Genomic DNA, 25,250 nt, shown 5'->3' on the forward strand with positions numbered 1-25,250 from the left:
GAGCTGGACCGCACCGCACCGGGCTTTTCCGGATATCCGGGAGGCCTGAATGCCGAAGGGCAAATAGCATCCGTCGCCCGGCATACGGCCCGGAATACAGCTTGAGCGCGCATCTGGAAAAGCGACGGCGCCTTCGCGCCGTCGCCTGATGCTGCCCGCTCCCGCCGCGAGGACGGGCCGGCCTGTGCCTCACGCCGCGAAGCGCGTTCGCTGCTGCGGCTCCTTGTCGAGCCGGAAGTTCTGCAGCAGGGTCTTCAGGGCGAGGCTTTCCTGCAGGAGCGTCTGGCTCGCGGCCGTCGTTTCCTCGACCATGGCCGCATTCTGCTGCGTCATCTGGTCCATGCTGTTGACGGCGGTGTTCACCTCCTGAAGTCCGGTCGCCTGCTCGCGCGCGGCCGTGGCGATAGCGGCCACGCGGTCGTTGACCTTGTTCACCAGCGTCTCGATCTCCCCCAAGGCCCGGCCCGTCGAGCGGACCAGCGACACGCCGGCCTCCACCTCGTTGGCGGAACTGTGGATCAGGCTCTTGATTTCCTTGGCAGCCTTTGCCGAGCGCTGGGCGAGTTCGCGCACTTCCTGCGCAACGACGGCAAAGCCGCGTCCCGCCTCGCCGGCCCGTGCGGCCTCGACGCCGGCATTCAGAGCCAGAAGGTTCGTCTGGAACGCGATCTCGTCGATGACGCCGATGATCTGGCCGATCTGGGTCGAGGATGCCTCGATCCGCTCCATCGCGGTCACCGCGTCGCGGACGATGTCGCCGGATTTCACGGCGCTCGTCTTGGTGGCGTTGACCATGTCGCGCGCCTCGACAGCGCCGTCGGAGGCGTTGCGGACGGTCGAGGTGATCTCGTCGAGGGCTGCGGCCGTTTCTTCGAGCGCCGCGGCCTGCTGTTCGGTCCGTCGCGAGAGATTATTGGCCGCATCGCAGATCTGGTCGGCATTCTCGTGCACGATGTTGGTGGAGAGGGCGATCGAGCGGATCACGCCGCCGAGCGCGGCCACCGCCTGATTGAAGTCGTCCTGAAGTTTCGCGTATTCCGGTGCGATATCGACGATCTCCTTCGTCAGGTCGCCACGGGCCAGCGCCTCGAGCGCAACGCCGAGCGTCGCCATCGCCTCCGTCTGCAGATCGGTCCGCGCGCGATCCCGCGCGCCTGCGACATCCCGCTCGCGATCGAGCTGCTCCTGCTGCGCCGATTCCCGGATGCGCGCGGCGACGCTGTTGGCCACGCTGTCGCGCAGGACATCGAGCACCACCGCCATCTCGCCGATTTCATCCTTGCGGTCCATCTCCGGCACGGGCTCCGAGACGTTTTCCTCGGAGATCGCCTGCATCGACGCCTTCAGGCGCTCGACCGGGCCGACCACGCTGCGCACGACGCTGAATGCGAGCGCCAGAATCAGAAGCGCGGATACGCCGGTCGTCGCGGCGACCTTGATCAAGCCCTGCTGGAAAAGGGCTGCGAGATCGTCGGCATAGACGCCGGTGCCCACCACCCAGCCCCAGGGCGCAAAGCCTGCAACATGCGAATACTTCAGAACGGGTTCGTCCACGCCGGGCTTCGGCCAGTAGTAATCGACATAGCCCTGCCCCTGCGCCTTCACGACATTGACGAATTCGACAAACAGATGCTTGCCGTTCGGGTCCGTATTGCCCGAGAGGTCCTTGCCGTTCAGCTCCGGCTTGATCGGATGCATGATCATGCGCGGGGCCATATCGTTGATCCAGAGATAGCCCGTCCCCTGATAACGCATGGCCTTGACGGCATCGATCGAAGCGGCCTGCGCCGCTTCCCGCGTCATCGTCCCGCCGGTCTCGAGCTTGTTGTAATAGGCGAAGATCGCGACCGCGTTCTCGTCCATCGCCGCAAGCATCGCTTTTCTCTCGGCGATGAGCGCATCATGCGACTGGAACAGCGAAAAGGTCATGGCTCCCGCCATCAGGACGACGGCTGCAAAAACCAGTGCATAGAGTCGCGTCGACATTCTCAAATACTTCACGTGCCGTCCCGCAAAGTCATTTTGACGAGAGGATGACAGGGTATGATTGAGAAATGGTGAGTTCTTTGTGAGCGCTCGCGCGAACGTTACCAAAACCGTACCGTTACTTCTTCCGGACCGCGCAGCAACAGAGCTTCTTAGGTCAACTCTTTCTTTTCCTGAAGAAAAAATGTGCAGGCAGCGTCATGGCGATAACGCTTGCTACCACGAAAATGAGGCCGAGCACTGCGTTCGGGCTCGGGGTTTCCCCGAGAAAGAGTACGCCGATGCCGACACCGATGGGCACGCGAAGGTAAGCTTGTGCCGTGGTGCCGACCGAGCCCATCCTTTGCAGCAGCGTGAAATAGAGCACGAAGGCAAGCGCGGTCGAGAAGACGGACAAGACGAGGAGGGCTGTAATCGAGGACATGGCGGGCGCAAGCGTCCATGGCTGATCGACCAGCAGGCTGACGGGCAGCAGGATCGCGCCGCCCCAGATCAGCGAGCCCGCGGCCGGCATCATCGGGTCGAGATCGCGAAAGGTCCGGCCGAAGGTCACGGCACCGCCATAGGCGACCGCCGCAAGGATGATGGCGAGCTGCGCGACGACGCCGCTGCCGAAGCCGCCGAGAACCGAGGGGCCGACCACGAGGCAGATGCCGACGATGCCGAAGGCGACGCCGAACAGTTTCGCTCCGGTCACGGCTTCATGCCGGGTGATGAGCGCGTTGATCAGAAAGGCAAAGACCGGCGTCAGCGAATTCAGAATGACGGCGAGGCCCGCATCGACATGCTGCTCCGCCCAGGCAATCAGCGTGAAGGGCAGGACGGAATTGAGGGCCGCCTGGATGATGAAGCGACGGGTATTGCGCCGATCCGTCGGCAGCCTCAGCCCGCGCAGATGAAGAACGACCAGCAGCAGGCTGCCGGCAATGATCGTGCGCGCGGCAATCAGCGTGATCGGCGGGATCGTGGCAACGCCGATTTTGATGAGGCTGTAGGAGCCTCCCCAGAGCGTTGCGAGTGCCAGCAGCATCAGGAGGCTGACGGCAAGGCGGGGCGGCTGTTCGGTCATGCGGGGTCCGGATCGTTGCTATCGATGAAGCGCACCCTTACAGCTTTTTCGCCGCAGACGCTTCGGCCCACGCCGAAGCTTTCGGGCCTGACAGGCAGACCTCGACGAGGTAGTCTTCGCGCATGATCGACCTTCCCACCGGCAACATGATCGCGCAGTCCGCCCATCTCATGGGCGACCCCACCCGCGCCAGCATGCTCGCCGCCCTCCTCGGCGGCGAAGCCTTGACGGCGGGCGAACTCGCCTCGCAGGCCGGTATCACGCCGCAGACGGCAAGCGGCCATCTGGCAAAGCTTCTCGACGGCCGCCTGATTGCCGCGGAGCGACAGGGGCGTCACCGCTATTTCCGGCTCGGCTCCCCCGCCGTCGCGCAGGCCATGGAGGCGATGATGGCGCTCTCGCCTGTCGCGCCTGCCTCTCCGGCCAAGCGCCATGGCCCCCGCGACGAAGCGATGCGGCAGGCAAGGACATGCTACGACCATATGGCAGGCCGCCTTGCCGTCGCATTGACCGCCGCCTTCGAACGGCGAGGCTTCCTTCACCGGTCGGAGGGCGTCGGCGTCGTCTCGGACGAGGGTCACCGCTTTCTCTGCGATTTCGGCATCGACCTTGCCGGCACCGATTTTGCCGGCATCGCCAGATCGAAACGCCCGCTCTGCCGCATGTGCCTCGACTGGAGCGAGCGCCGGCCGCATCTTGCAGGTCGGCTCGGCGCGGCGCTGCTCACGCGCACTCTCGCGCTCGGCTGGGTGGTGCGGACGCCGAACAGCCGGACGCTGACGATCACCCAAGCCGGCGACCGGGGCTTCTCGGATCTCATCGCTCATCCCCGGACGGAACAGGACCGCGCCGCTATGAGCGCCGGTCCGGCGCCAGGGTCTGCGCCACGGTCTGCGTAAGGGTCTGCGTAAGAGCCTGGGCCAGTTCGTCTGGATGATAGGGCTTGGCAAGGGTCGGCGTGTCGGGAAAGGCGGTACCCCGATCGATATGTCCGTAGCCGGACGCGAAGATAAACGGGATGCCCCGCGCCTGCAGCATGTCCGCAACGGGATAGGACCGTTCGCCGTTGAGATTGATGTCGAGCACGGCGACGTCGAGCCGCTCGTGCGATGCGCGTTCCAGCGCTTCTTTCAGATGCATGGCAACGCCCACCACCACGAGGCCGAGATCGATCAAGGTATCCTCGAGCGTCATCGCGGCGAGCATTTCGTCCTCGACCACGAGAACGCGTTTTCCGGCAAGCGTCATCAGCGACCTTGTATGCTGGCAAGAGGGGTCGTGATCTCGCAGACGACACCGTCCGCGCGGTATTGAAGCGCCACCGTTCCGCGCAGTTCGGCCGCCAGGCCCCTCTCCACGAGGCGCGAGCCGAAGCCTGTGCGGTTCGGCACGGTCACCGGCGGCCCGCCCTCCTCCGTCCAGATGAGCCGGAAGGTCGGTTCATGCCCGCCCTCCTTGAACCAGCTGATCCGCACACGACCTTCCGCGCCCTGCAGCGCCCCGTATTTTGCAGCATTGGTGCAAAGCTCATGGAAGGCGAGCGACAGGCTGACGGCCGCCTTCGGCCCCACCCGCAGGTTGGGACCCTGCAGGAGGAAGCGGCCGGGACCGCCGAAGGGCTGAACGGCATTCTCGATGACCTGCCGCAAGGGCGCCGATTCCCAGCTTTCCCGGGTCAGGAGATTGTGGGCTTGCGACAAAGCGAGCAGGCGCCCCTGAAACGCCGTTTTGGCCTCGGCGGGAACGCGATCGTCCTTGAAGGACTGGATGGCGATCGACTGGACGACGGCCAGCGTATTCTTGACCCGATGATTGAGCTCGTTGACGAGGAGTTCGCGGTGTCGCTCGGAAAGCTTGCGCTCCGTAATGTCGGAGAAGGAGGCCGCGATGCCGCCGCCTTCCTTGGGGGCGAGCCGCACCTCGATCACCTGATCGATATGCGGAAAGTCGGTCAGCTCGAAAACGCACGTCACGCGCTGCGTCATCGCCGCCTCGACAAAGGCGTCGTAGGGTGGCTGGAGAAGTTCGGGCACCACATGCGCCAGCGGTTGCCCGAGCACTGCCTCGCGCGACAGGCCCAGGGCCTCCTCGGCGGCCCGATTGAAGAGGGTCACCTGCCCTTCGACATTGACCGCGAAGAAGCCGTCCGACACGGCATCGAGCACGGTGCGCATCCGCCGCTCGCTGTCGGCCAGCCGCCGCGCCTGGCTCTGCACCTCGGTAACATCCTGCACGAGGCCGTAGAACCCTTCGACCTGCCCGTCTGCGCCCCGTTCCGGGATGTAATCGGCCCGCACGTGGCGCGTTCCAAGCCCCGGATAGTGAACCATATCCTCAAAGCACAGGCGTTCGCCCGCAAGCACGGCGTCGAGCCTCGGCCGGATCTTGGCGAAGGCGGTTTCCCCGACCACGTCGATGACCGGCCGGCCGATCACAGCGCTCCGATCCTGCCCGAACCATGTCTCATAGGTGTGGTTGACGAAGCGGTAGCGCAGATCCTTTCCGACATGCGCAATGAGAACCGGAAGCGCATCGGTCAACGTCTGCAGGTGCTGCTCGCTGCGCGCGAGCGCGCTGGCCGCCTGTTCGGCCGCAAGCTCGGCTTCGAGAATGCGTTGGCGTGCCGCGGCTTCGCCGCGCAGGGCCGCAAGCCGCAGCGCGCCGTCGATGCGGGCGAGCAATTCCTGCGACCCGAAGGGCTTGACGATATGGTCGTCGGCCCCGGCATTGAGGCTCTCCACACGCGCCTCCTCGCCGGCCCGCGCGGAGAGGAAGATGATCGGCAAGGCCGCGGTCGCATCCTGCGTCCGCAGGTGGCGAAGCAGGGAGAACCCGTCCATCTTCGGCATCATGATGTCGCAGAGAACGAGATCGGGCCGAAAGGTCCCGATGGTGGACAGCGCCTCCTCGCCGTTCGCGGCAAGGGAGACGCTGTACTGGTTGCGCAGGAGACGCTGGATATAGGCGCGCATGTCCCTGTTGTCGTCCACGACGAGAACGCGTCGCCGATCCCCGGAGCGAGGCTCGGCGACATCCGCATCCTCCGCGTCCGGCAACCAGCGAAATGCCTCCTCCACGAAGGCACGGCTCTGCGACCGCGCGGCGCGCGGCGCGTCTTCGCCGTTTCCGTCCTGGGCCGGCGTCGCGCTGCCATAGGGAAGGATCACGGTGAACCGCGTCCCCCGGCCGGGCCCTTCGCTTTCCGCCGAGATCGTCCCGGCGTGAAGCTCCACCAGCTGCTTGACCAGGGCAAGGCCGATGCCCGAGCCTTCGTGGCTTCGCGCGCCCTGCGCCTCGACCCGGTGAAAGCGCTCGAAGACGCGATCCCGCTCGGCAGCGGGAATGCCGACCCCGGTATCCTCGACGCTCAGCGACACCGCCGCTCCGCCAAGATCCTCAAGCCGCACGGTAATCGTGCCGGCCAGCGTGAACTTGAACGCGTTGGACAGGAGATTGAGGACGATCTTCTCGTACATGTCCGGATCGACAAGGACGGGCTGCGGCAGAGGCTCTGTCTCGACGCGCAGTTCCAGCCCCGCCCGCTCGATGGCCGAGCGGAAGATCGATGCGAGATCGGCGGTCAGCCAGGCGAGGTCGCAGGCCACGAGATGCGCTTCCACCCGTTTCGCCTCGACGCGGGAGAAGTCGAGCAAGGTGTTGACCAGCCGCAGGAGACGCAAGCCGTTGCGATAGGCGATGTCGAGCTCGTCGCGATGATCGGGCAGCCGCTCCGGCAGATCGGAGACGGCCCGCTCGAGCGGACCGAGCAGCAACGTCAGGGGCGTGCGGAACTCGTGCGAGACATTGGAGAAGAACGTCGTTTTCGCCCGGTCGAGTTCGGCGAGATCGGCCGCCCGGCGGCGCTCGTCCTCGCGCGCCCGCGCATTGCGGACGGCAACGGATACCTGCGTCGCCAGAAGTTCGAAGAAGGAGCGATAGACGTCGTCGAGCGCCCGGTTGGGCGAGATGCCGGCAACGAGCGTGCCGAGCACCGCGCCGTGCGCGCCGACGATCGGCAGGCATATCGCCGTCTCCACGGGATCGTCGAAGGCGCCGCCACGCGCTGTCGTCAGACGATCGACGGCGTGGACCAGCGAGGTCTCGCCCTGCATGGCACGGTCGAGCGGAGACGGGCCGACCGCATCCCCCGTTCGCCAGTCCAGATCCGCTGCCGTCTCGGGCGACGACAGACCCTGCGATGCCGCCAGTGCGTGACCGTCTTGATCGCGCAGGTAAAGGCAGGCGAAGGGCACGTCGAAGCGATCTTCGGCAAGCGCCGCCACGAGGTCGCTTGCCGCCTGCGCGGTTTCCTCGGCGTCGCCGGCGCGGGCGGCGAGTTCGCGGAGCAGGCGAAGGCGGCGCTCGCCGACGATCTGGTCCGTGACCTCCGAGCAGACGGCGAGCATGCCGACGATCCGGCCGCGATCGTCCTCCGCCGGCGCATGGCTGACCGAGAAATAGGCTTCTTCCCGATAGCCCGAGCGGTGCATCTCCAGCGGCAGGGCCGGCGTCCAGTTGGCGATGCCCGTGGCCATGACCCGCGCGATCATCGGTCCGAGCGTTGCCCACGCCTCGGCAAGCGTGATGCGGATGTCGCCCCCGAAACCGGACGGATGACGATCGCCGATCAGCTTGGAATAGGCGTCATTGTAGATCTGGGTGAAATCCTCGCCCCAGGTGAGCACCATCGGATATTGAGACGATAGAAGCGTGCGCACCGTCGATCGCAAGCTCTGCGACCAGCCCTGAACAGGCCCGAGCGGGGTCGCAGCCCAGTCGAGAACGCGGCCCAAAGCCCGCACGTCCCCGGGACCGGAAAACAGCGATGCGGAGGACCACGCCTCAGGTTCTTGGCTCTCAGGCAAAGCGATACCTCGACGATCTTACCGTAAGCGTAGACAAACGGATCAGCTCCCCTCTGCTCCTTGCTGAAAGCATTCCGACATTGCTGTCAAGCAGTCCAGACAAGGATGCGTATTTTTATCGGCTCGGGTGCTTTCGGCTCCGTTTCCGTGAGGATATCCGTGCCGCGCGGAGTGCCCCTGTTTTATTTAGTGCGTATAAACTAACCATATACCCGCGTTCGCAGAAAAGGCTCCTGAGGCCGACAGGGGGTGCTATAAGCGCGCCGAGCCGGTCCCGTTTCGGCAGGTCGATACGCAGAATGGCACGCCGATGAACTTTCCGATTGTCGCAACCGTCATCTCCATGGTCCTCGGACTGTCCGTCACCCGGCTTCTGACCGGGCTCGTCACCGTTTTTCGCATCCGCAGGTCATCGCAGTTGGACTGGGTGCCCCTCGCCTGGAGCGGCATCCTGTTTCTCACGCAATTGCAGTATTGGTGGGCGATCAATCAGCTGTCGGCGCTTCGCCCGACGTTTCAGTTCGGCGAGTTCCTCTTCCTGGTCCTGATGACCCTGATGCTGTTTCTCACCGCCGCACTTCTGCTGCCCAGTCGCGGTGAGGACGAAGCGCGAGGGCTGCGCGTCTATTTTGAGGAGGACGGTCGTTTCGCGCTGCTGTCGTTGACGGCATTTTTCCTGTTCGGCCTCGTCGTGAACGTCTTCGGTTTCCAGAGCCCGATCGAATCGGCTTGGGCTGTCACGGATATCCCGATGATCGTCTTGCCCGTTCTCGCGTTTCTCTCGCGAAAGCGAAACTATTATGCCGCCATCACGGCGCTCTATCTCCCTCTCTGCGCGCTCGACGTCTGGATTTCGCTGGCGCCGTAGGTGTCGCGGAAGCTTGCATCCCGGCCGTCAATCCGCGCCTCCCATGCCCGCCCGACCAGACCGCCGATCGGCCTGCCCCTCTCGGACCATGCGCGTCGGCAGCCTATTGTTGCTTGCAGTTTTTATCGGATGGTCGCAAAGCATCGTTGAAATGCGCCGCAAAGACCGGCAAACGACATCACCTGTTCCCCTACGGAAAACGAAGGTTCATCCATGCCTATTCAGCTCTCTCTCGCGCGTGACCGCATTTCCGTGCTCCTGCTTGAAGGCATCAGCCAGAGCGCGGTGGATTACTTCCTGTCCTGCGGATACACCAACCTCGTGCATCTGCCGAAGGCGCTCGACGACAAGGATCTCAAAGCCCATATCGCCGATGCCCATATCATCGGCATCCGGTCTCGAACGCAACTGACGGAAGAGATCTTCGATTCCGCCCGCAAGCTCATCGCCGTCGGCTGTTTCTCCGTCGGCACCAACCAGGTGGATCTGGACGCGGCCCGTCACCGCGGCATTCCGGTCTTCAACGCGCCGTATTCGAACACACGCTCGGTGGCCGAACTGGTGATCGGCGAGATCATCATGCTGACCCGGCAGATCTTCCCGCGGTCGGTTTCCGCGCATCAGGGCGGATGGCAGAAATCCGCGGTCGGCAGCCATGAAGTCCGCGGCAAAACCCTCGGCATCGTCGGCTACGGCAATATCGGCTCGCAGTTGAGCGCCCTTGCCGAAAGCATGGGCATGGTCGTCCGCTATTTCGATCTCTCCGACAGGCTGCGCCGCGGGAACTCGGAATCGATGGCGTCCCTCGGCGAGCTTCTCGAAATTTCGGACTACGTGACGATGCACGTTCCGGAAACGGCATCGACGCACAATATGATCACCGAAGCCGAACTGCGCCGCATGAAGAAGGGCGCTATCTTCATCAACAATTCCCGGGGGACCGTGGTCGATATCGATGCGCTTGCAAAGGTCCTGAAGGACGGCCATCTGGCCGGCGCTGCGGTCGATGTGTTTCCCAAGGAACCGGCCTCCAACAACGATCGTTTCGAAAGCCCGCTGCAGGGCCTGGACAATGTCATTCTGACACCGCATGTCGGCGGCTCGACCGAAGAGGCCCAGGAGCGGATCGGCGGGGAAGTCGCCAGAAAGCTGGTCGAGTATTCCGACATCGGCTCGACCATGGGCGCCGTGAATTTTCCGCAGGTCCAGCTGCCCGAGCGCCCGAACGGGACGCGCTTCATCCATGTCCACGAAAACCGCCCCGGCATGCTCATCCGGTTGAACGAGATCTTCTCGTCGCGCGGCGTGAACATCACCGCCGAATTCCTGCAGACCCATGGCGACACCGGTTACGTCGTCATCGAAGTCGAGAGCCTGACCCAAGCCGCCGACGAAATCCTTCAGGTGCTGCGCGCGATACCGGGAACGATCAGAACGCGGCTGCTCTACTGAGCCATCCCGCACGGGCGGATCGTCGTTACGACGGACAGACGCTGTGCGTCGCGCGAGACGGATGCGCTTTCAAGGAACTTGATCCTGATTAAAGCTGGATGTTACACCTTGGAAGCGAAGCACGATGAGCCGTGGATTTTGAGACTTTGCAAACCTGCCTGATCTGCTCGAAGGATTGAATGTGACCGCCGCAAAGCCTGATCTCCCCGACGTGCCTCTTGCGAACCCCTCCCGGCTTGGCATGCGGTTGCGGCTGTCGCGGCAGACGCGCGGGATGACCTTGAAGGCACTGGCACTGGCGGCGAACTGCTCGGAGAGCCTGCTGTCGAAGATCGAGAACGGAAAGGCATCCCCGTCACTTCCGATGCTGCATCGCCTCGTCGGTGCGCTCGACACGAATATCGGATGGATGTTCGAGGAATCCGACGGCGAAGAAGGCATCATCTTCCGGGCGGGAACGCGTCCGATGATCGCCCTCGATCCCCTGCGCCGGGGGGAAGGCATTTCCCTGGAGAGGATCATTCCCTACTCCGCCGGCCACCTTCTCCAGTGCAATATTCACCACATCGAAGAGGCTGGCGAAAGCGCCGGGCCCATTCAGCATGCGGGCGAAGAGGTCGGGTATCTCTTGGCCGGCGAGATCGAGCTGATCGTCGACGGCAAAAGCTTTCGCCTCGCGGCCGGTGATGCGTTCGTCTTCAACTCGGAGCTTCCGCACCATTACCGCAACACGGGCACGGAACGGGCGAGCATCTTCTGGGTGAACACGCCCGCCACGTTCTAGAGTTCGTCAGGGGGACGTGGAATCCGGTTCCCGAATGGACAAACGACCCAAAAAGGATCCAGAGTTTGTCCCGGTCTCGCACCGGACAATCGCCGCTCGAAAATTTGCATTCAAGTCTGTTGACAAAAATTCAAGTCTCTTGAATTATAAGGGTGCGCTTAACGAGAGGGAGGTCCATCGGGCCTTCCCAAAAACAAGGGGAACCCGAATGCGCCTTTCGAGAATTCTGAGCAGCAGCGCTGCGGCCATCGCACTGACATTCGTCTTCGGTACGGCATCCGCCAGCGCGGAGACCTTCGCTCTCGTCACCATCAACCAGCAGGCCCTGTTCTTCAACCAGATCAATGACGGCGCGCAGAAGGCGGCAAAGGCTGCCGGTGCCGACCTCGTCATCTTCAACGCCAACAACGTGCCGGCCGCGCAGAACGACGCGATCGAGACCTATATCACGCAGAAGGTCGACGGCATCATCCTCGTCGCGATCGACGTCAACGGCGTGAAGCCCGCCATCACGGCCGCCAAGACGGCCGGCATCCCGGTCATCGCCATCGATGCGCAGATCCCGGGCGGCGACAACGTCTCCTTCATCGGCGTCGACAATGCCAAGGCCGGCGAAGATATCGGCAAGTTCTTCGCTGACTACGTCAAGTCCGACATGTCGGGAACGGCCAAGACCGGCATCGTCGGCGCACTTAACTCCTTCATCCAGAACCAGCGTCTGGACGGCTTTAAGAAGGCAGCGGTTGCAGGCGGAGACGGCGTGACCTTCCTCGACACCGTCGATGGGCAGAACCAGCAGGACGTCGCGCTCGGTGCCGCCGAAAACCTGATGACGGCCAATCCCGACATGACGGCGATCTACGCCACGGGCGAACCCCAGCTGATCGGCGCCGTTTCCGCCGTGGAAAGCCAGGGCCGCCAGAAGGACGTCAAGGTCTTCGGTTGGGACCTGACCGCCCAGGCCGTCAAGGGCATCGAGGAAGGCTGGGTCACCGCCGTCGTCCAGCAGGATCCGGCCGGCGAAGGCAAGGCCGCCGTCGAGGCCCTGGTCAAGCTGAAGAAGGGCGAGACCATCGAGCCCGTCATCAATGTCCCCGTGACCATCGTCACCAAGGACAACGTCGCCCAGTTCAAGGACATGTTCAAGTAAGGCAGTGTTTCCGCCGGGCTCCCGTGCACCGACCCGTCGTCGGATGCCGGGATGCCGGGATACCTGGGTGCTTGGGTGCGCGGCCGCAGCAGGTCTCCCAGGCCGGCTGCGGTTCCCGCCCTCTCTTTAAGGACATTCCATCATGACCGACGGTCACCCCTACCGCGTCCGGATGACGGGCATTTCCAAACGCTACAATCCCATCCAGACGCTCGACAATGTGACGCTCACACTGAAGCCGGGCGAGGTTCTCGGCCTCGTCGGTGACAATGGAGCGGGAAAATCGACGCTGAGCAAGGTTCTCTCCGGTGCGGTCATCCCCGACAGCGGGACGATCGAAATCGACGGCGAGCGCGTCTCCTTCTCGTCTCCGGCGGATGCGCGCGCCGCGCATGTGGAAATGGTCTATCAGGACCTTTCGCTCTGCGACACGGTCGATGTGGCCGGCAACCTCTTCCTCGGGCGCGAGCCGCGCCGCCGCGTGCTCGGCGTGCCCTTTCTCGACACCAAGACCATGCACGCTGAGACCCGCGCCATGCTCGATCGCCTCGGCATCGTCATCGCCGACACGCGCCTGAAGGTCGAGAACCTCTCGGGCGGCCAGCGCCAGTCGATCGCCATCGGCCGCGCCGCCTCTTTCGAGCCGAAGGTGCTCATCATGGACGAACCGACGGCCGCCCTGGCCGTGGCCGAGGTCGAGGCGGTGCTGGAACTGATCCGCACGGTCAGCGCCCGCGGCGTCAGCGTCATCCTCATCACCCACCGCCTGCAGGATCTGTTCCTCGTCTGCGACCGGATCCAGGTCATGTACGAGGGCCGCAACGTTGCCGAGCGGCGGATCGAGGACACCAGCATCGAGGAGGTCGTCAACCTCATCGTCGGCCGCAAGTTCTCCGCGCGCTCGGCAAGGCACGGGCTCGATCGCGAACCCGAAACGGGAGCTTCCGCATGACCCCCTCGCCGCCTCCCGCATCCTCATCGGCCGGTTCCGCTCCTGTCGGTGCGCATGCCGCCGGCGCGCGCCATCGCAAGTCCGGTCTCTGGGACAAGCTGCTCGAAAACGGCAGCGTCGTCTCCATCGCCCTGTTCTTCGTCGTCGTCTGCGTCGTCTTCTCCGTCATCACCGGCGCGTTCCTCTCGGCGCCGAACATCCTGAACATCATCCGGCAGTGCGCGCCGCTTTTGATCGTGGCCGCCGCGATGACCTTCGTGATCACCACCGGCGGCATCGACCTTTCGGTCGGCTCCGTGCTGGCGCTGGTGGCGACCCTGTCGGCGACGGCTTTGCAGGCGGGCCTGCCCTGGCCGGTGGTCATCGTCCTGATGCTCGCGCTCGGCGCGGCGATCGGCGCGATCCACGGCTTCTTTATCGCCTATGAGAAGATACCGTCGTTCATCGTCACCCTGGCGGGTCTGTCGATCATTCGCGGGCTGGCTCTCCTGATCACGGGCGGCTACTCGATCCCCGTCGATCCCGCCAGCACCTTCACCCTCATCGGCCGCGCCTGGTTCCTCGGCGTGCCCGTGCCGGCTCTGATCGCGCTCGTCGTTCTCGGCATCGCCTATGTCGTCTTCAACCGCACGCCTTTCGGGCGCTATGTCACCGGCATCGGCGCCAACGCGGAAGCCGTGCGCCGGGCGGGCATCGACACGCGCTTCACGACGCTGTTCGTCTACATCCTTTCCAGCAGTGCCGCAGCCCTGGCCGGTATCATCGTCACCGCCCGCCTCGGCTCCGGCTCGTCCAATGCCGGACAAGGCTTCGAACTCGAGGTCATCGCCGCGGTCGTGCTCGGCGGCACCAGCCTCTTCGGTGGCCGCGGCACCATCATCGGAACGGTCCTCGGGGCGCTCACCGTCGCCGTCATCGCCAACGGCCTCATCCTGGCCCATATGTCGCCGTTCCTGACGCCGATCGTCACCGGCACCATCATCCTGATCGCCGTCTGGCTCAATTTCCGCCTGTTCCGCGGCGCGGTGAAAGGGCGATGACCATGGACCACCTGTTCGCGTCGGCACCCCGCGAGCGCGCGGAGATCGGCGTCGCCTCGGGAACGGTGATGACCGTGCTCGGACCGATCCCCGTCAGCGAGATGGGCGTCACGCTGATGCACGAGCACATTCTGCTCGACGGCGCGAAGTCCTGGCGCTGCCCTTGCCATCCGGAAGCCCAGGCGATCGGCACGCAGCCGGTCAGCATGGAGATCATCGGCGAACTGCGGATGAATCCCTACATGAACCGCGACAACGTCTCGCTGGACGACAGCGACCTCGCTCTGTCGGAACTCAAGCGCTTCCAGGCGCTCGGGGGGCACACGGTCGTCGATACCACCAATATCGGCATCGGCCGGGAGCCGGCAAAGCTCGCCCGCATCGCCCGCATGTCCGGCCTGAAGATCGTCATGGGCACCGGTTTCTACCTCGAGTTCAGCCATCCCGAATGGCTGAAGGCCATGGATGTGGACGATGTCGCCCGCTTCATCGTCGACGATGTCGGCGGTGGCGAGACGCAGCCCGACGTCATGGCCGGCATCATCGGCGAGATCGGCGTCAGCAAGGATTTCACGCCGGAAGAGCGGAAGTCGTTGCGCGGCGCAGCACGGGCCTCGAAGATCACCGGCGTGCCGCTCTCCATCCACCTGCCTGGCTGGGAGCGCCTTGCCCATGAGGTTCTCGACATCGTGGAAGACGAGGGGGCCGATCTCAGGCACACGGTGCTGTGCCACATGAACCCGAGCCACGAGGACCTTGCCTACCAGAAGGCGCTGGCCGAACGCGGCGCCTTTCTCGAATACGACATGATCGGCATGGACTTCTACTATGCCGACCAGGATGCGCAGTCGCCCTCCGACGAGCAGAACGCGCGCGCCATCCGGTCGCTGATCGATCTGGGCCACGCCGACCGTATCCTCCTGTCGCAGGATGTCTTTCTCAAGATCATGCTGACCCGCTATGGCGGCTTCGGCTACGGCTTCATCCTCAAGCACTTCCTGCCGCGGCTGAAGCGCCACGGCGTCGAACAGGCCGCCATCGACCGTATGCTGATCGACAACCCCAGATCCGTCTTCGCCAGCGCGCGCTGAGCGTCCACCCAACTTTCAGGAGTGTCCATGTCCACCACCAAGTCCAAAGTTCTTCTCGCAGGCGAATCCTGGGTGTCCACCGCGACCCATATCAAGGGCTTCGACCAGTTTCCGACCGTGACCTATCACACCGGCGCCGACGAGCTGCTCGCCGCCTTGAAAGAGGGCCCGTTCGACGTGCAGTTCATGCCGGCGCACGAGGCGCAGCGGGATTTTCCGCAGTCGCTGGAAGCGCTGCAGGCCTATGACGCGATCATCCTGTCGGATATCGGCGCGAACACGCTGTTGCTGCATCCGGATACCTGGATCCACTCCAAGACGACGCCGAACCGCCTGCGCCTGCTGCGCGACTATGTCCGCGAAGGCGGCGCGCTGCTGATGTTCGGCGGCTATTACAGCTTCCAGGGCATCAATGGCGGCGCCCGCTATCGCAAGACCCCCGTGGAAGAGGTCTTGCCGGTCGATTGCCTGTCCGTGGACGACCGTGTCGAGGTTCCCGAGGGCTTCGCGCCGGTCGTGACGGGCGATGCCGGCCACCCGATCCTGAAGGGTCTGGGCCCCGACTGGCCGATCCTGCTCGGATACAACGAAGTGACGGTGAAGGACGGAGCCGAGATTCTCGCCACCGTTTCGACCGATTACGGTTCCCAGCCGCTGCTCGTCACCGGCACCTACGGCAAGGGGCGCACCGTCGCCTGGACATCGGATGTCGGCCCGCATTGGCTTCCGTCTTCCTTCATCGCCTGGCCGGGCTACAAGACCTTGTTCGAACAGATGCTGTCCTGGGCGACATCCAAGGCCTGAACCATGACCGTGCATGTCGTCGGCAATGCCTGTATCGACACGACATTCCGTCTCCCCCGATTTGCCGTCGCCGGGGAGACGCTGAACGCGAGCAGCCATTCGCAGGGCCTCGGCGGCAAGGGTGCGAACCAGGCCGTGGCGGCGGCGCGCACCGGGGCAAATGTCGCGCTCTGGACCGCGATCGGACGCGACGGGGACGGGCGCCGCATCAGCGAGATGCTGGCCGGCGAGATTGCCGCGCTTCGCGCGACGACGTTCGATCGTCCGAGCGACTGCTCGACGATTGCCGTGGATGCGGCCGGCGAAAATATCGTCCTGAGCGGCGTGGCCTGCGCGCAGGCGTTCGACCCCATCCGCCAGACCGCGCTTGCAACCGAGGTCGGACCGTCCGACGTCGTCGTGATGCAGGGCAATCTGTCTCCCGATGCGACGATCGCCTGTCTTGCCATGGCGCGAGCGGCTGGAGCCCAGACGATTTTCAACGCCAGCCCGCTTGCGGTCGGTGCCGCGGTCGATCTTGCCTGCGTCGATGTCGTCATCGTCAACGAGGGCGAAGCCCTGTCGATCTCCGGCAAGGCGACAGCACAGGAGGCCGCCGCTGTCCTGCGGGAGCGTGGCGCCCGGTCCTCCGTCATCACTCTCGGCGCTCGCGGATGTCTTTTTCTTCCGCAGGGGCCGTCCGACCCGATTGTCATGGCGGCACCCGCGGTCAAAGTGGTCGATTCGAGCGGCGCGGGAGACGTGCTCTGTGGCGTGTTTGCCGGCTACGTCTCGATCGGCCTGTCGCCGCTTGCTGCCCTGAGGATGGCGGTGCAGGCCGCGGCATTCGCCGTGACCCGGCACGGCACGATGGCATCCTGCCCCTCGGCGGCCGACCTTGCCGGCAGACTGAAAACAACAAGATTGGAAGAGATATGACAGAGGTTGCGAAACCCGTTGGACCGGGCACCGGCGATGCGATCACCGCTGTGTTCGGCAAGAGCAAGGCCGTCATCGGCGTCGTCCACCTCGCAGCGCTTCCCGGTGCGCCGCGCTACAAGGGCGAGGCTGTCGAGGATGTCTATCAGCAAGGCCTGGACGATGCCCGCGCCTATCTGGACGGTGGTTGCGACGGCGTCATCATCGAGAACCACGGGGACATTCCCTTCTCCAAGCCCGACGATATCGGCCCGGAAACCTCCGCATACATGTCGGTGATCTCGGATCGCATCCGCCGCGAACTGGGGCGCCCGATCGGCATCAACGTCCTTGCCAATGCCGCGATACCAGCCCTTGCGATCGCGAGTGCCGCGGGCGCCGGCTTCGTGCGGGTCAATCAATGGGCCAATGCCTATGTCGCCAATGAAGGCTTCATCGAAGGCGAGGCAGCGCGGGCCATGCGCTACCGCGCAAGGCTGAGGGCGCAGGGCATCCGCATCTTCGCCGATGCGCATGTGAAGCACGGGGCGCACGCCATCGTTTCCGACAGGCCCGTCGAGGAGCAGGTGAAGGACCTCGTCTTCTTCGACGCCGACGCCATCATCGCCACCGGACAGCGCACCGGTCACGCGGCCGATCTCGGCTACATCAAGATGATCAAGGAGGCGGGCGGCCTTCCGACACTGGTCGGCAGCGGGGTCACGCCGGACAATGCGCGCGATATTCTCGACATCGTCGATGGCGTCATCGTCGCGAGTTCGCTGAAATATGACGGCGTCTGGTGGAACCGCGTCGAGAAAGCGCGCGTCACCGCCTTCATCGACGGCCTGAAAGGATGACAGGGTCCATCGACATAGACGGTGCGCGTCTCCTGCGACGGCTCGACGGCTTCGCAGCCATTGGCGCAACGCCGGCCGGCGGTGTCAACCGGCAGGCGTTAAGCGTCGAGGATCGGCAGGCACGGGCGCTGCTTGCGGACCTTGCGATGAAGCGCGGGTTCCGCGTCTACCAGGACCCGCTCGCAAACCTCTTCATCCGCCGCGACGGAACGCGCGACGACCTGCCTCCGTTTCTGATCGGAAGCCATCTCGACAGCCAGCCGACCGGCGGCCGCTTCGACGGCGCGCTCGGCACGCTCGCGGCCTTCGAGGTTCTCGAAACGCTGGAGGACCGCGCCATCGTGACTGACAGGCCGGTCGAAGTCGTCGCCTGGACGAACGAGGAAGGCAGTCGCTTCACGCCGGGCGTCATGGGCTCCATGGCTTTTGCACGCGGACATATCCTTGACGAATGGCGGGAGATCCATGACGCGGAAGGCACCTCGCTTCGCGACGCTCTCGCCGAGACGCTTGCCGCATTGCCACAGGCGGAAACCCGGGCCCTGGGAACGCCCGTTTCCGGCTATCTTGAACTGCATATCGAGCAGGCGCCGACACTGGAGCGCGAGGGAATTCCGATCGGCATCGTAACGGGTGTCCAGGGCACCCGCTGGCTGGAGATCCGGGTGACCGGCCAGGCGGCCCATGCGGGCACCACGCCTCTCGCACATCGCCGCGACCCCCTGCTCGCGACGACGACCGCACTCGGCGCACTCTATGCCAGCATCATGCCGGACGACCCGGAGGCGCGCTTTACCGTCGGCCGCCTCTCGGTCGAACCCGGGTCGGTCAACGCCATCCCCGGCGCGCTCAGCCTCACGATCGACCTTCGCCATCCCGATGCCGAACGGCTCGCCCGGATCGAAGCGCTTGCCATCGCCCGTTTCCAGTCCGCATCGGACATGAACGGCTGCGTGCTCGAGACCCACAGACCGTTCGACGTCCCGCCGACGATCTTTTCCGAAAGCATCGTCCGGCAATCCGAACAGGCAGCGCACCGTCTTGGCCTGCCGTTCCGGCATATGATTTCGGGCGCCTTCCACGATGCCCTCTACATCTCCCGTGTCGCGCCGGCCGCGATGATCTTCGTGCCCTGCCGGGATGGCCTGAGCCATAACGAGGCCGAACATGTCGAGCCGGCCCACTCGATTGCAGGCGCGAGAATGCTGTTCGAAACGTTGCGCGGCATCGTGTGCGATGAGACAGCGGGAGAAACGTAACGTCCGCTCGGGCGTTACACCAACGCGCCGACCGCCGCCCTCCCGGACCATGAGGCCCTCTACACCGGACCAATTCAAGGCATGTCGAACGCATCCACCATTCGAGGTTGATGCGACGACATCGTCCTTGCGTGAAACATCGGCCTTCATCGCAAGCGCCCGGCCGCCTTTGTTCCCGATCTTTTAAACCAGCTCGTCGGCCGATTGCTGGTGCGAGCGACGCTTCCGTCTCGGCGCCAGAACCAGAGAGGGCTCGCTTCTGGGTAGGAAAGGACTGAGACAGCGTCCCAGACGTCCTGATGGCTAGGCAAGCCGGCTGGGAGAGATCGTCATAGAGGGATAGTTTTTTACATTACGCTGCGCCGTCCCGCCGAGATTTGTCTTTATCAACATCGGCATAGCGATTAAGAACGGCGGCTGGAGGCGCATTTCATGAAGAAATCCAGTATTCTGTCTGACGCCACCTTGCTCGCCAATTCTGCAGAGCTCCTGTCCCTGATTGCAACGGGCGCTGCCTCGTCACGGGCGACGCTGCTGGATGCTTCCGGGTTGTCGAGGGTGACGGTGACCCAGCGTCTCAACGCACTTCTGGCGGCCGGCCTTGTGAGAGAGACCGAACGAACTCTGCCGAGTGGCGGGCGACCGACGCGGGTGCTGGCAATCGGAGAAAATGCCGGCGTGATCCTGGTTGCGAACATTGGTGAAACCCATATTCACATTGCCGCAATGGATCTGCAGCCCGCGATCGTATCGCAGCTGACGATCGAGGTTTCATCGCAAGCCGATCCCGACGGAACGCTCGAGCGCATTCACCACGCTTTTTCGGACTTACTGTCTCGAGCCGACGTTGCCGATCGGTTGCTCTTCGCCATCAGTTTGAGCCTTCCGACCCCCGTCGATCACAAACGCGGCTGTGTCGTCGGCCCGTCGGTTCTCCCGAAATGGGATGAGTTTGACATCCGAGGCTGGCTCGGACGGCACTATGAGGCGCCGGTCTTCGTCGAAAACGACGTGAACCTCATGACGATCTGTGAACACCGCCAAAACTTTCCGCATGTGGAAGACATGTTCTTTATCAAGGCGGGAACAGGCATCGGCAGCGGAATCGTGACGGGCGGCAAGATATTTCGAGGCGCTCAAGGTGCAGCCGGCGACATCGGTCACATTCAATTTACGTCTGACGATCCGCCCTTGTGCCGTTGCGGGAAGCTGGGCTGTGTGGAAGCGCGCGCGGGTGGCTGGGCGATCGCCCGCGACTTGACGGCCAGGGGATTCCCTGCCGAAAATGCACGCCACGTCGTGCAGTTCGTTGAAACCAATCGACCGGAGGCCATCATGTTGGTTCGGCGGGCCGGACAGACGATTGGCGAAGTGGCGTCGGATGTCGTCAGCATCCTCAACCCAAGTCTCATCGTGATTGGCGGTACACTCGCGAAAGCCGGAGAGTATCTTCTCTCCGGCGTCCGGGAACTTGTCTATCAACGCTGCCTGCCGCTTGCCGTCCGGGAACTTCAGATCGTTCTGTCCGATCCTCAACGCGACAGCGCGTTGTTCGGTGCTGCCCATCTCGTCCTCGATGACATCTTCAGCAGGGGAAACGTCGACGCGTTAATCGAGCGTTTCGTAAAGCGGAGCGAAACGGCACGTATCGTTTGAATGGAGCTGTTCTCTAGCGGACCGGAGATCGATCAGACGGTGATAGTCGCTGGCTTTTCATGCTCCAGCATCGGCTTTCTTGACGCGCGTCATCCCCAGCGCGGCACGGCGTCTCTGCGGCCGTTTGCAGTGCAGCCTCGCTCTTGCCTGTCCCTGTGCTGACGCCAAGCCGACAAGCCTTCAAGCGGGGTTTTCGGCTGTCGGCATTCCGCTCAAAGTATGCATCGCAGCACGGGCGCGCACAGAATTGCTCATTTCACGGTAGAGCTGAAACAGGGTCTCGTAAACCCTGACATGCCGTCGTTCGGGACTGTAATGGCGGTAGCTTTTTGCACCGAACCGCGCCGCCCCTTCCTCATAAGACGACACGACCCCGGCGGCGACGGCACCATGGATGGCTGCGCCGACAGCCGTGGGATTGCCGATTTCCGGCACGTCTATCGGTCTGTTCATGACGTCTGCCATGATCTGGAGAAGAAGCGGGTTGTTCTGAGCCAAGCCACTGGTCATCAGCACACGCTCGACGGCGATGTCGCCGGCGGTAAACAGGTCGCAAATCGACCTCGCGCCGAAACAAAGCGATTCCATGAGCGCGCGATAGATTCCGACCGAGGTCGTATCCATCGAGAGCCCCATCAGGACTCCGCTGAGCCTCGAATCCGCGAGTGGGACACGATTGCCATTCCACCAGTCGAGCGCGACGAGTCGATTTTCCCCCGGCGCGAGCATGGCGGCCTCGAAATTGTAAAGCTTGAAGCTTTCGTCCGCACTGCCGGCCCGTGGGAAATTTCTGACGAACCAGGCAAGCGTATCTCCGAAACTTGCCTGTCCTGATTCATAGCACCAGAGGCCCCGGATCGAGCCATTATAGGCGACGCCCTCAATACCCGTGGGCAGAGCGTGGAAACGCTCGCTCAGGAACAGATAAGCGGCGGAGGTCCCGAGGGCTCCAACGAGGCTTCCCGTCCGAACAGTGCCGGTTGCCGGGAGAGCGACATGTGAGTCAATGACGGCAACGGCAACGGTCGCCTTGCCTTGGATTCCCGTCTCGATGCGCCACGCCTTGGTCAGATCTCCCGCCGGAGAGCCGACGGGATGGGGTGGTGCGAGCCGCTGTTCCAAGCCGTCGATAATGCCTTTCGGGTATCCATCGGACTCGGAATATTGAGCCTTATAGGCGGCAAAGCCCAAGCTCCGCCGTTCCTGACCCGACAATTGCCAGACGAGCCAATCGCCAGCTTCGATGAAACGTGCCGTCTCCGACCAAAGCTTCGGCGCTTCATCGGCGATTTGAACGGCCTTCGCAAGAAGCCACTCGCCAGAGACCTTACCGCCGAAATTATCAAGGTAGGAACCACCCCTCACATTGATGTCGTCTGCAAATTTTTGCGCGGCGGCGTGCTTCCATAATTTCACATAGGCGTGAGGATCGTCTGGGTAGAGTTCGGAGAGTGGCTGACCGGTCAACGTTGTCGGCAGGGGAGAACTGGCCGTAAAGCCAAGTCCGATACTATCAATGTTTCTCCCGCTCCCGAGTTTAGAGAGAATGTGCTGGGCGGCTTCGAGATAGTCGGCCGCATTCTGCAAGGCCCAGCCCCTGGGGAGAGCGCCGCCGCCTGGCAATTGCTGGGTCATGATCCCATGGCGATAGCGATGGGTATGACTGCCGATCTGCTGTCCGCTTGCCGTGTCGATGAGAACGCCGCGGGCCGATTCCGAGCCGTAGTCCAAGCCAATCAGAAAAGTGTCCGTCATTTTTCGTCAGCCTTTGCGGCGCTGAATCCGATCACCCGCTGGACTGCCGGTCGCATGCCAGGATGTCGAGAAGTGGCTTTCTGGACCGCATCGATGGGCAAGGGGCGGTTCGCGCTCGCCATTGCAGATCCAAGGGGTAAATCTCGCATTTGCAGCATTGCTGGTGTCCCGTGTGTGGCGGTTCGCATCAATCCTTCCGGATGTGGCTGCCGTCTGAAATCCGGCGGTGCCTATTACGGCATCCTTCCGCTCCTTGATTGTCTTGGACGTTCGACGGAGGCGACGGTGATCGCCCCGATCATAATCGTGACAGCGTCGGGCATGGTGACGTCCGCCTGCCCTTCATCCGGATTTCACCGGCGCGAAGTTCGAAGTCGGCACCATCCAGTGCCACGACGTTTCCGAAATGTTTGGTCAGCCCGCGGGCTTCCAGAGCCGCATGCTGGCTCATGCCGAGACCCTCCGGATCCACTGGTCGATACCGACGGCAGCCACGATCAGAATGCCAACCGAAAACTCCTGCCAGAGAGCATCAAGGCCGGCCAGGGCGAGACCATTGCGGAAAACGCCGACGATGACGGCTCCGATCAGTGTCCCGACAATCGTTCCGCGTCCGCCAAACAAGGATGTCCCGCCGATGACTGTTGCGGTGATGGAGTCGAGATTGGCTGTCGAGCCCGATGTCGGGCTGATGGCGCCGACACGTCCGATCAGGGCCCAGGCACCGATTGCCGAAATCAGCCCCGCGCATCCATAGATCGCAAGCAAAACGCGGCGAGTGTCGATACCTGCCAGTCTTGCAGCGTCCGGGTCGTCTCCCGTCGCATAGACATGGCGACCGAAAGCCATCCGATTGAGCATGTACCAGACGCCGATACCCAGCGCGAGCATCAGCAGCGTCCCCATCGTGATGCGCGCGCCCCCGAACTGCAGTGCGGCCCCCATCCACTGAAGGATAGGCGCAGCTTCCGCGACCTCCTGGGCGCGGATTGTCTGGCTCCCAGAGTACCATAGGTTCAATGCACCGAAGACGCTCCAGCTACCCAGCGTCACGATGAATGGTGGTAGACGGACATAGGTAACGAGGAAGCCGTTGATCAGGCCGCATCCCAGCCCGGCGGCTATCCCGATCACAAACGCTAGTTCAGCGGGAAGGCCAGCAACGATCGCCAGGCGTCCCATGAGTGTCGATGTGAGGACCATGATCGCCCCAACCGACAGATCGATACCGGCCGTCAGGATGACCAATGTCTGGGCAATGCCGATAATGCCGATAATGGTGACTTGCTGCAGGATGAGTGAGAGGTTGAAGGGCTGAAAAAAGCGGCCTCCCACAATCATGGAAAAGACGGCCACGCTCGCAACGAGAACGATGAAGGGAACCATTGTGGGATTGGCGTGCAAGAACCGCTGAAACCTTCGGATCGGGCTCGCCTCGCGGGTCTCGAAGACAGCAACCGAACCTTCGGCAGGGGCCAAACCGCCTTCAAAGTCGGTGGCGCGAACCGGCGCCTCATCACGCAGATTGTTCATGGGGTTGCCCTGTCTCAGTCTTGCATATCGGTATTCGAGGACACGGCCGCGATCTCGCGATGCAGGACCGTGTCCCCGTCTTGGGGTATCATTGCACTGGCATTGTCTTTTCGACAGACGTGCGGACTATGCAGCCCGTCAATGGCGGATCAGAGCAGGTTAGCCCCAGCACGCTTTCAACGCCTCGTCGGACGTGATCGACTCGACGCCGGCCACCGGCTTGTCGGTTACGAGAGTCACACCGGTGTTGAAGAATGGCAGGCCTGGGCTGGCGACAGGTTTTGTCCCGGTCTTCATGTAGTCGACAATGGCCTCCACACCGAGTGACGCCATTTTCAGCGGATACTGCATCGACGTTGCGCCGATCACGCCTGCCTTCACGTTCTTGACGCCCGGGCAACCGCCGTCGACAGACGTGATGAGCACGGAGCCTTCTTTTCCAGCCGCCTTCAGCGCTTCGTACGCACCTGCCGCCGTCGGTTCGTTGATCGTATAGACGACGGAGATGTCGTTGTCCTTCTGGAGGAGTGTCTCCATCCCGGTTCGCCCCCCTTCTTCAGAACCCTGGCCCCATTGGTGCCCGACGATGCGCTCGTCCTCTTCGTCGAGGTAACGCGTGACGTCCTTGGGATCCAAGCCGAAACCCTTCATGAAGCCCTGATCACGCGCCACATCGACGGTGGGCTGATTTTCAAGCGCATCCAGAAAGGCGATTTTTGCCTTCGAAGGATCCGCGACCGTCTTTGCGGCCCACGCTCCAATCAACTCGCCCGCCTTGAAATTGTCTGTCGCGAAGGTTGCATCGGCGGCGTCGGCAGGCTCCAAGGGGGTATCAAGCGCAATGACCAGGATGCCGGCCTTGCGGGCCTGTTCGACCGCTGTCACGAGTGCCTTCGTATCACTCGCGACGATCAGGATGCCTTTGGCCCCTGCCGAAATCAGATTCTCGATGGCGGCGACTTGGCTGTCGTTGTCTCCGTCAAACTTCCCAGCGAAGCTCTGGATTTTGACACCACCAATTTCGGCTGCCTTGCTTGTCGCCCCTTCACGAATCTTCGCAAAAAACGGATTGGCCTCCGTCTTGGTGATAACGCCGATCAAAATGTCCTCGGCCTGAGCGCTGGCCGGCAGAAATGCCAGGCCGGCGCTGAGAAGAGCCGCTGCTGCTGTCAGGCGTGCGGTCAATGCAGCGCCGTCCACAGACGTGAACCGGATAAATTTTTTCATAT

The 25,250-nt window shown here is 63.2% G+C and carries 21 protein-coding genes; 13 read left to right on the plus strand and 8 right to left on the minus strand.

Annotation, left to right across the window (positions count from 1 at the left end; genetic code table 11):
* Window positions 1–189 precede the first annotated feature (189 nt).
* Both ASG39_RS06140 and ASG39_RS06145 read right to left on the minus strand, forming a co-directional pair.
* Window positions 190–2,001: a methyl-accepting chemotaxis protein gene (locus ASG39_RS06140; protein ID WP_062593961.1), complete on the minus strand. Its 1,812-nt coding sequence runs from the start codon at window positions 1,999–2,001 to the stop codon at window positions 190–192.
* Window positions 2,002–2,143: 142 nt separating this feature from the next.
* A complete protein-coding gene (locus ASG39_RS06145; RefSeq protein WP_062593963.1) occupies window positions 2,144–3,055 on the minus strand; it encodes an EamA family transporter in 912 nt (303 codons plus the stop codon).
* Window positions 3,056–3,177: 122 nt separating this feature from the next.
* Here ASG39_RS06145 and ASG39_RS06150 point away from each other — a divergent pair, with 122 nt between their 5' ends.
* Window positions 3,178–3,954 (plus strand): winged helix-turn-helix domain-containing protein, encoded by a 777-nt coding sequence (locus ASG39_RS06150; protein WP_082476987.1) that lies wholly within the window; start codon window positions 3,178–3,180, stop codon window positions 3,952–3,954.
* Here ASG39_RS06150 and ASG39_RS06155 read toward each other — a convergent pair.
* Both ASG39_RS06155 and ASG39_RS06160 read right to left on the minus strand, forming a co-directional pair.
* The gene (locus tag ASG39_RS06155; protein WP_062593965.1) at window positions 3,908–4,303 is read right to left on the minus strand and encodes a response regulator; all 396 of its coding nucleotides are present in this window, start codon (window positions 4,301–4,303) and stop codon (window positions 3,908–3,910) included. The genes ASG39_RS06150 and ASG39_RS06155 overlap by 47 nt on opposite strands.
* Complete coding sequence (locus ASG39_RS06160) at window positions 4,303–7,848, minus strand: PAS domain-containing protein (protein ID WP_156468042.1); 3,546 nt, start codon at window positions 7,846–7,848, stop codon at window positions 4,303–4,305. Before ASG39_RS06160 ends, ASG39_RS06155 begins: the two co-directional genes overlap by 1 nt.
* A 382-nt stretch (window positions 7,849–8,230) precedes the next feature.
* Here ASG39_RS06160 and ASG39_RS06165 point away from each other — a divergent pair, with 382 nt between their 5' ends.
* The 12 genes from ASG39_RS06165 to ASG39_RS06220 all read left to right on the plus strand — a co-directional run bounded on the left by ASG39_RS06165 (window position 8,231) and on the right by ASG39_RS06220 (window position 20,733).
* On the plus strand, window positions 8,231–8,788 hold the full coding sequence (locus ASG39_RS06165; RefSeq protein ID WP_062593968.1) for a hypothetical protein: 558 nt from the start codon (window positions 8,231–8,233) through the stop codon (window positions 8,786–8,788).
* 213 nt (window positions 8,789–9,001) lie between these two features.
* Window positions 9,002–10,240, plus strand: a complete 1,239-nt coding sequence (gene serA / locus ASG39_RS06170) for a phosphoglycerate dehydrogenase (protein ID WP_062593970.1) — start codon at window positions 9,002–9,004, stop codon at window positions 10,238–10,240.
* Window positions 10,241–10,481: 241 nt separating this feature from the next.
* Complete coding sequence (locus tag ASG39_RS06175) at window positions 10,482–11,024, plus strand: XRE family transcriptional regulator (RefSeq protein WP_082476999.1); 543 nt, start codon at window positions 10,482–10,484, stop codon at window positions 11,022–11,024.
* Between the two features lie 208 nt (window positions 11,025–11,232).
* Window positions 11,233–12,174, plus strand: coding sequence for a substrate-binding domain-containing protein (locus ASG39_RS06180; RefSeq protein ID WP_062593974.1), 942 nt, complete (start codon window positions 11,233–11,235; stop codon window positions 12,172–12,174).
* A gap of 142 nt (window positions 12,175–12,316) precedes the next feature.
* Window positions 12,317–13,126 carry an ATP-binding cassette domain-containing protein gene (locus ASG39_RS06185; protein WP_062593976.1) on the plus strand — a complete coding sequence of 270 codons (810 nt, stop codon included), beginning with the start codon at window positions 12,317–12,319 and terminating at the stop codon, window positions 13,124–13,126.
* On the plus strand, window positions 13,123–14,166 hold the full coding sequence (locus tag ASG39_RS06190) for an ABC transporter permease (RefSeq protein ID WP_062593977.1): 1,044 nt from the start codon (window positions 13,123–13,125) through the stop codon (window positions 14,164–14,166). The genes ASG39_RS06185 and ASG39_RS06190 overlap by 4 nt, the downstream gene beginning before the upstream one ends.
* Window positions 14,167–14,168: 2 nt before the next feature.
* Window positions 14,169–15,257, plus strand: coding sequence for a phosphotriesterase (locus ASG39_RS06195; RefSeq protein WP_062594170.1), 1,089 nt, complete (start codon window positions 14,169–14,171; stop codon window positions 15,255–15,257).
* 27 nt (window positions 15,258–15,284) lie between these two features.
* Window positions 15,285–16,061 carry a glutamine amidotransferase gene (locus tag ASG39_RS06200; RefSeq protein WP_062593980.1) on the plus strand — a complete coding sequence of 259 codons (777 nt, stop codon included), beginning with the start codon at window positions 15,285–15,287 and terminating at the stop codon, window positions 16,059–16,061.
* Between the two features lie 3 nt (window positions 16,062–16,064).
* A complete protein-coding gene (locus tag ASG39_RS06205; protein ID WP_062593982.1) occupies window positions 16,065–16,979 on the plus strand; it encodes a ribokinase in 915 nt (304 codons plus the stop codon).
* Entirely contained in the window at window positions 16,976–17,818 is an 843-nt protein-coding gene (locus ASG39_RS06210; protein WP_062593984.1) for a BtpA/SgcQ family protein, read from the plus strand. The genes ASG39_RS06205 and ASG39_RS06210 overlap by 4 nt, the downstream gene beginning before the upstream one ends.
* Window positions 17,815–19,077 (plus strand): Zn-dependent hydrolase, encoded by a 1,263-nt coding sequence (locus ASG39_RS06215; protein ID WP_062593985.1) that lies wholly within the window; start codon window positions 17,815–17,817, stop codon window positions 19,075–19,077. Before ASG39_RS06210 ends, ASG39_RS06215 begins: the two co-directional genes overlap by 4 nt.
* A 432-nt stretch (window positions 19,078–19,509) precedes the next feature.
* On the plus strand, window positions 19,510–20,733 hold the full coding sequence (locus ASG39_RS06220; protein ID WP_062593987.1) for an ROK family protein: 1,224 nt from the start codon (window positions 19,510–19,512) through the stop codon (window positions 20,731–20,733).
* Between the two features lie 180 nt (window positions 20,734–20,913).
* Here ASG39_RS06220 and ASG39_RS06225 read toward each other — a convergent pair whose 3' ends face one another.
* From ASG39_RS06225 to ASG39_RS06235, 4 genes are all read right to left on the minus strand, one after another.
* Window positions 20,914–22,488 carry a ribulokinase gene (locus ASG39_RS06225; RefSeq protein WP_062593989.1) on the minus strand — a complete coding sequence of 525 codons (1,575 nt, stop codon included), beginning with the start codon at window positions 22,486–22,488 and terminating at the stop codon, window positions 20,914–20,916.
* 298 nt (window positions 22,489–22,786) lie between these two features.
* Window positions 22,787–22,939, minus strand: coding sequence for a hypothetical protein (locus ASG39_RS23680; protein WP_244481147.1), 153 nt, complete (start codon window positions 22,937–22,939; stop codon window positions 22,787–22,789).
* Window positions 22,936–24,021 carry an ABC transporter permease gene (locus ASG39_RS06230; RefSeq protein ID WP_082476989.1) on the minus strand — a complete coding sequence of 362 codons (1,086 nt, stop codon included), beginning with the start codon at window positions 24,019–24,021 and terminating at the stop codon, window positions 22,936–22,938. Before ASG39_RS06230 ends, ASG39_RS23680 begins: the two co-directional genes overlap by 4 nt.
* 159 nt (window positions 24,022–24,180) lie before the next feature.
* Window positions 24,181–25,248, minus strand: coding sequence for a substrate-binding domain-containing protein (locus ASG39_RS06235; protein WP_062593991.1), 1,068 nt, complete (start codon window positions 25,246–25,248; stop codon window positions 24,181–24,183).
* Window positions 25,249–25,250: the final 2 nt, after the last annotated feature.

It is taken from the genome of Rhizobium sp. Leaf371, assembly GCF_001424045.1.
Lineage (GTDB): Bacteria > Pseudomonadota > Alphaproteobacteria > Rhizobiales > Rhizobiaceae > Ferranicluibacter.

Coding starts and splice junctions, on each gene's coding strand:
- ASG39_RS06145 (WP_062593963.1), bottom strand. CDS start 3,055: ATGACCGAACAGCCGCCCCGCCTTGCCGTCAGCCTCCTGATGCTGCTG.
- ASG39_RS06150 (WP_082476987.1), top strand. CDS start 3,178: ATGATCGACCTTCCCACCGGCAACATGATCGCGCAGTCCGCCCATCTC.
- ASG39_RS06155 (WP_062593965.1), bottom strand. CDS start 4,303: ATGACGCTTGCCGGAAAACGCGTTCTCGTGGTCGAGGACGAAATGCTC.
- ASG39_RS06165 (WP_062593968.1), top strand. CDS start 8,231: ATGAACTTTCCGATTGTCGCAACCGTCATCTCCATGGTCCTCGGACTG.
- serA (WP_062593970.1), top strand. CDS start 9,002: ATGCCTATTCAGCTCTCTCTCGCGCGTGACCGCATTTCCGTGCTCCTG.
- ASG39_RS06175 (WP_082476999.1), top strand. CDS start 10,482: ATGCGGTTGCGGCTGTCGCGGCAGACGCGCGGGATGACCTTGAAGGCA.
- ASG39_RS06180 (WP_062593974.1), top strand. CDS start 11,233: ATGCGCCTTTCGAGAATTCTGAGCAGCAGCGCTGCGGCCATCGCACTG.
- ASG39_RS06185 (WP_062593976.1), top strand. CDS start 12,317: ATGACCGACGGTCACCCCTACCGCGTCCGGATGACGGGCATTTCCAAA.
- ASG39_RS06190 (WP_062593977.1), top strand. CDS start 13,123: ATGACCCCCTCGCCGCCTCCCGCATCCTCATCGGCCGGTTCCGCTCCT.
- ASG39_RS06195 (WP_062594170.1), top strand. CDS start 14,169: ATGGACCACCTGTTCGCGTCGGCACCCCGCGAGCGCGCGGAGATCGGC.
- ASG39_RS06200 (WP_062593980.1), top strand. CDS start 15,285: ATGTCCACCACCAAGTCCAAAGTTCTTCTCGCAGGCGAATCCTGGGTG.
- ASG39_RS06205 (WP_062593982.1), top strand. CDS start 16,065: ATGACCGTGCATGTCGTCGGCAATGCCTGTATCGACACGACATTCCGT.
- ASG39_RS06210 (WP_062593984.1), top strand. CDS start 16,976: ATGACAGAGGTTGCGAAACCCGTTGGACCGGGCACCGGCGATGCGATC.
- ASG39_RS06215 (WP_062593985.1), top strand. CDS start 17,815: ATGACAGGGTCCATCGACATAGACGGTGCGCGTCTCCTGCGACGGCTC.
- ASG39_RS06220 (WP_062593987.1), top strand. CDS start 19,510: ATGAAGAAATCCAGTATTCTGTCTGACGCCACCTTGCTCGCCAATTCT.
- ASG39_RS06225 (WP_062593989.1), bottom strand. CDS start 22,488: ATGACGGACACTTTTCTGATTGGCTTGGACTACGGCTCGGAATCGGCC.
- ASG39_RS23680 (WP_244481147.1), bottom strand. CDS start 22,939: ATGAGCCAGCATGCGGCTCTGGAAGCCCGCGGGCTGACCAAACATTTC.
- ASG39_RS06230 (WP_082476989.1), bottom strand. CDS start 24,021: ATGAACAATCTGCGTGATGAGGCGCCGGTTCGCGCCACCGACTTTGAA.
- ASG39_RS06235 (WP_062593991.1), bottom strand. CDS start 25,248: ATGAAAAAATTTATCCGGTTCACGTCTGTGGACGGCGCTGCATTGACC.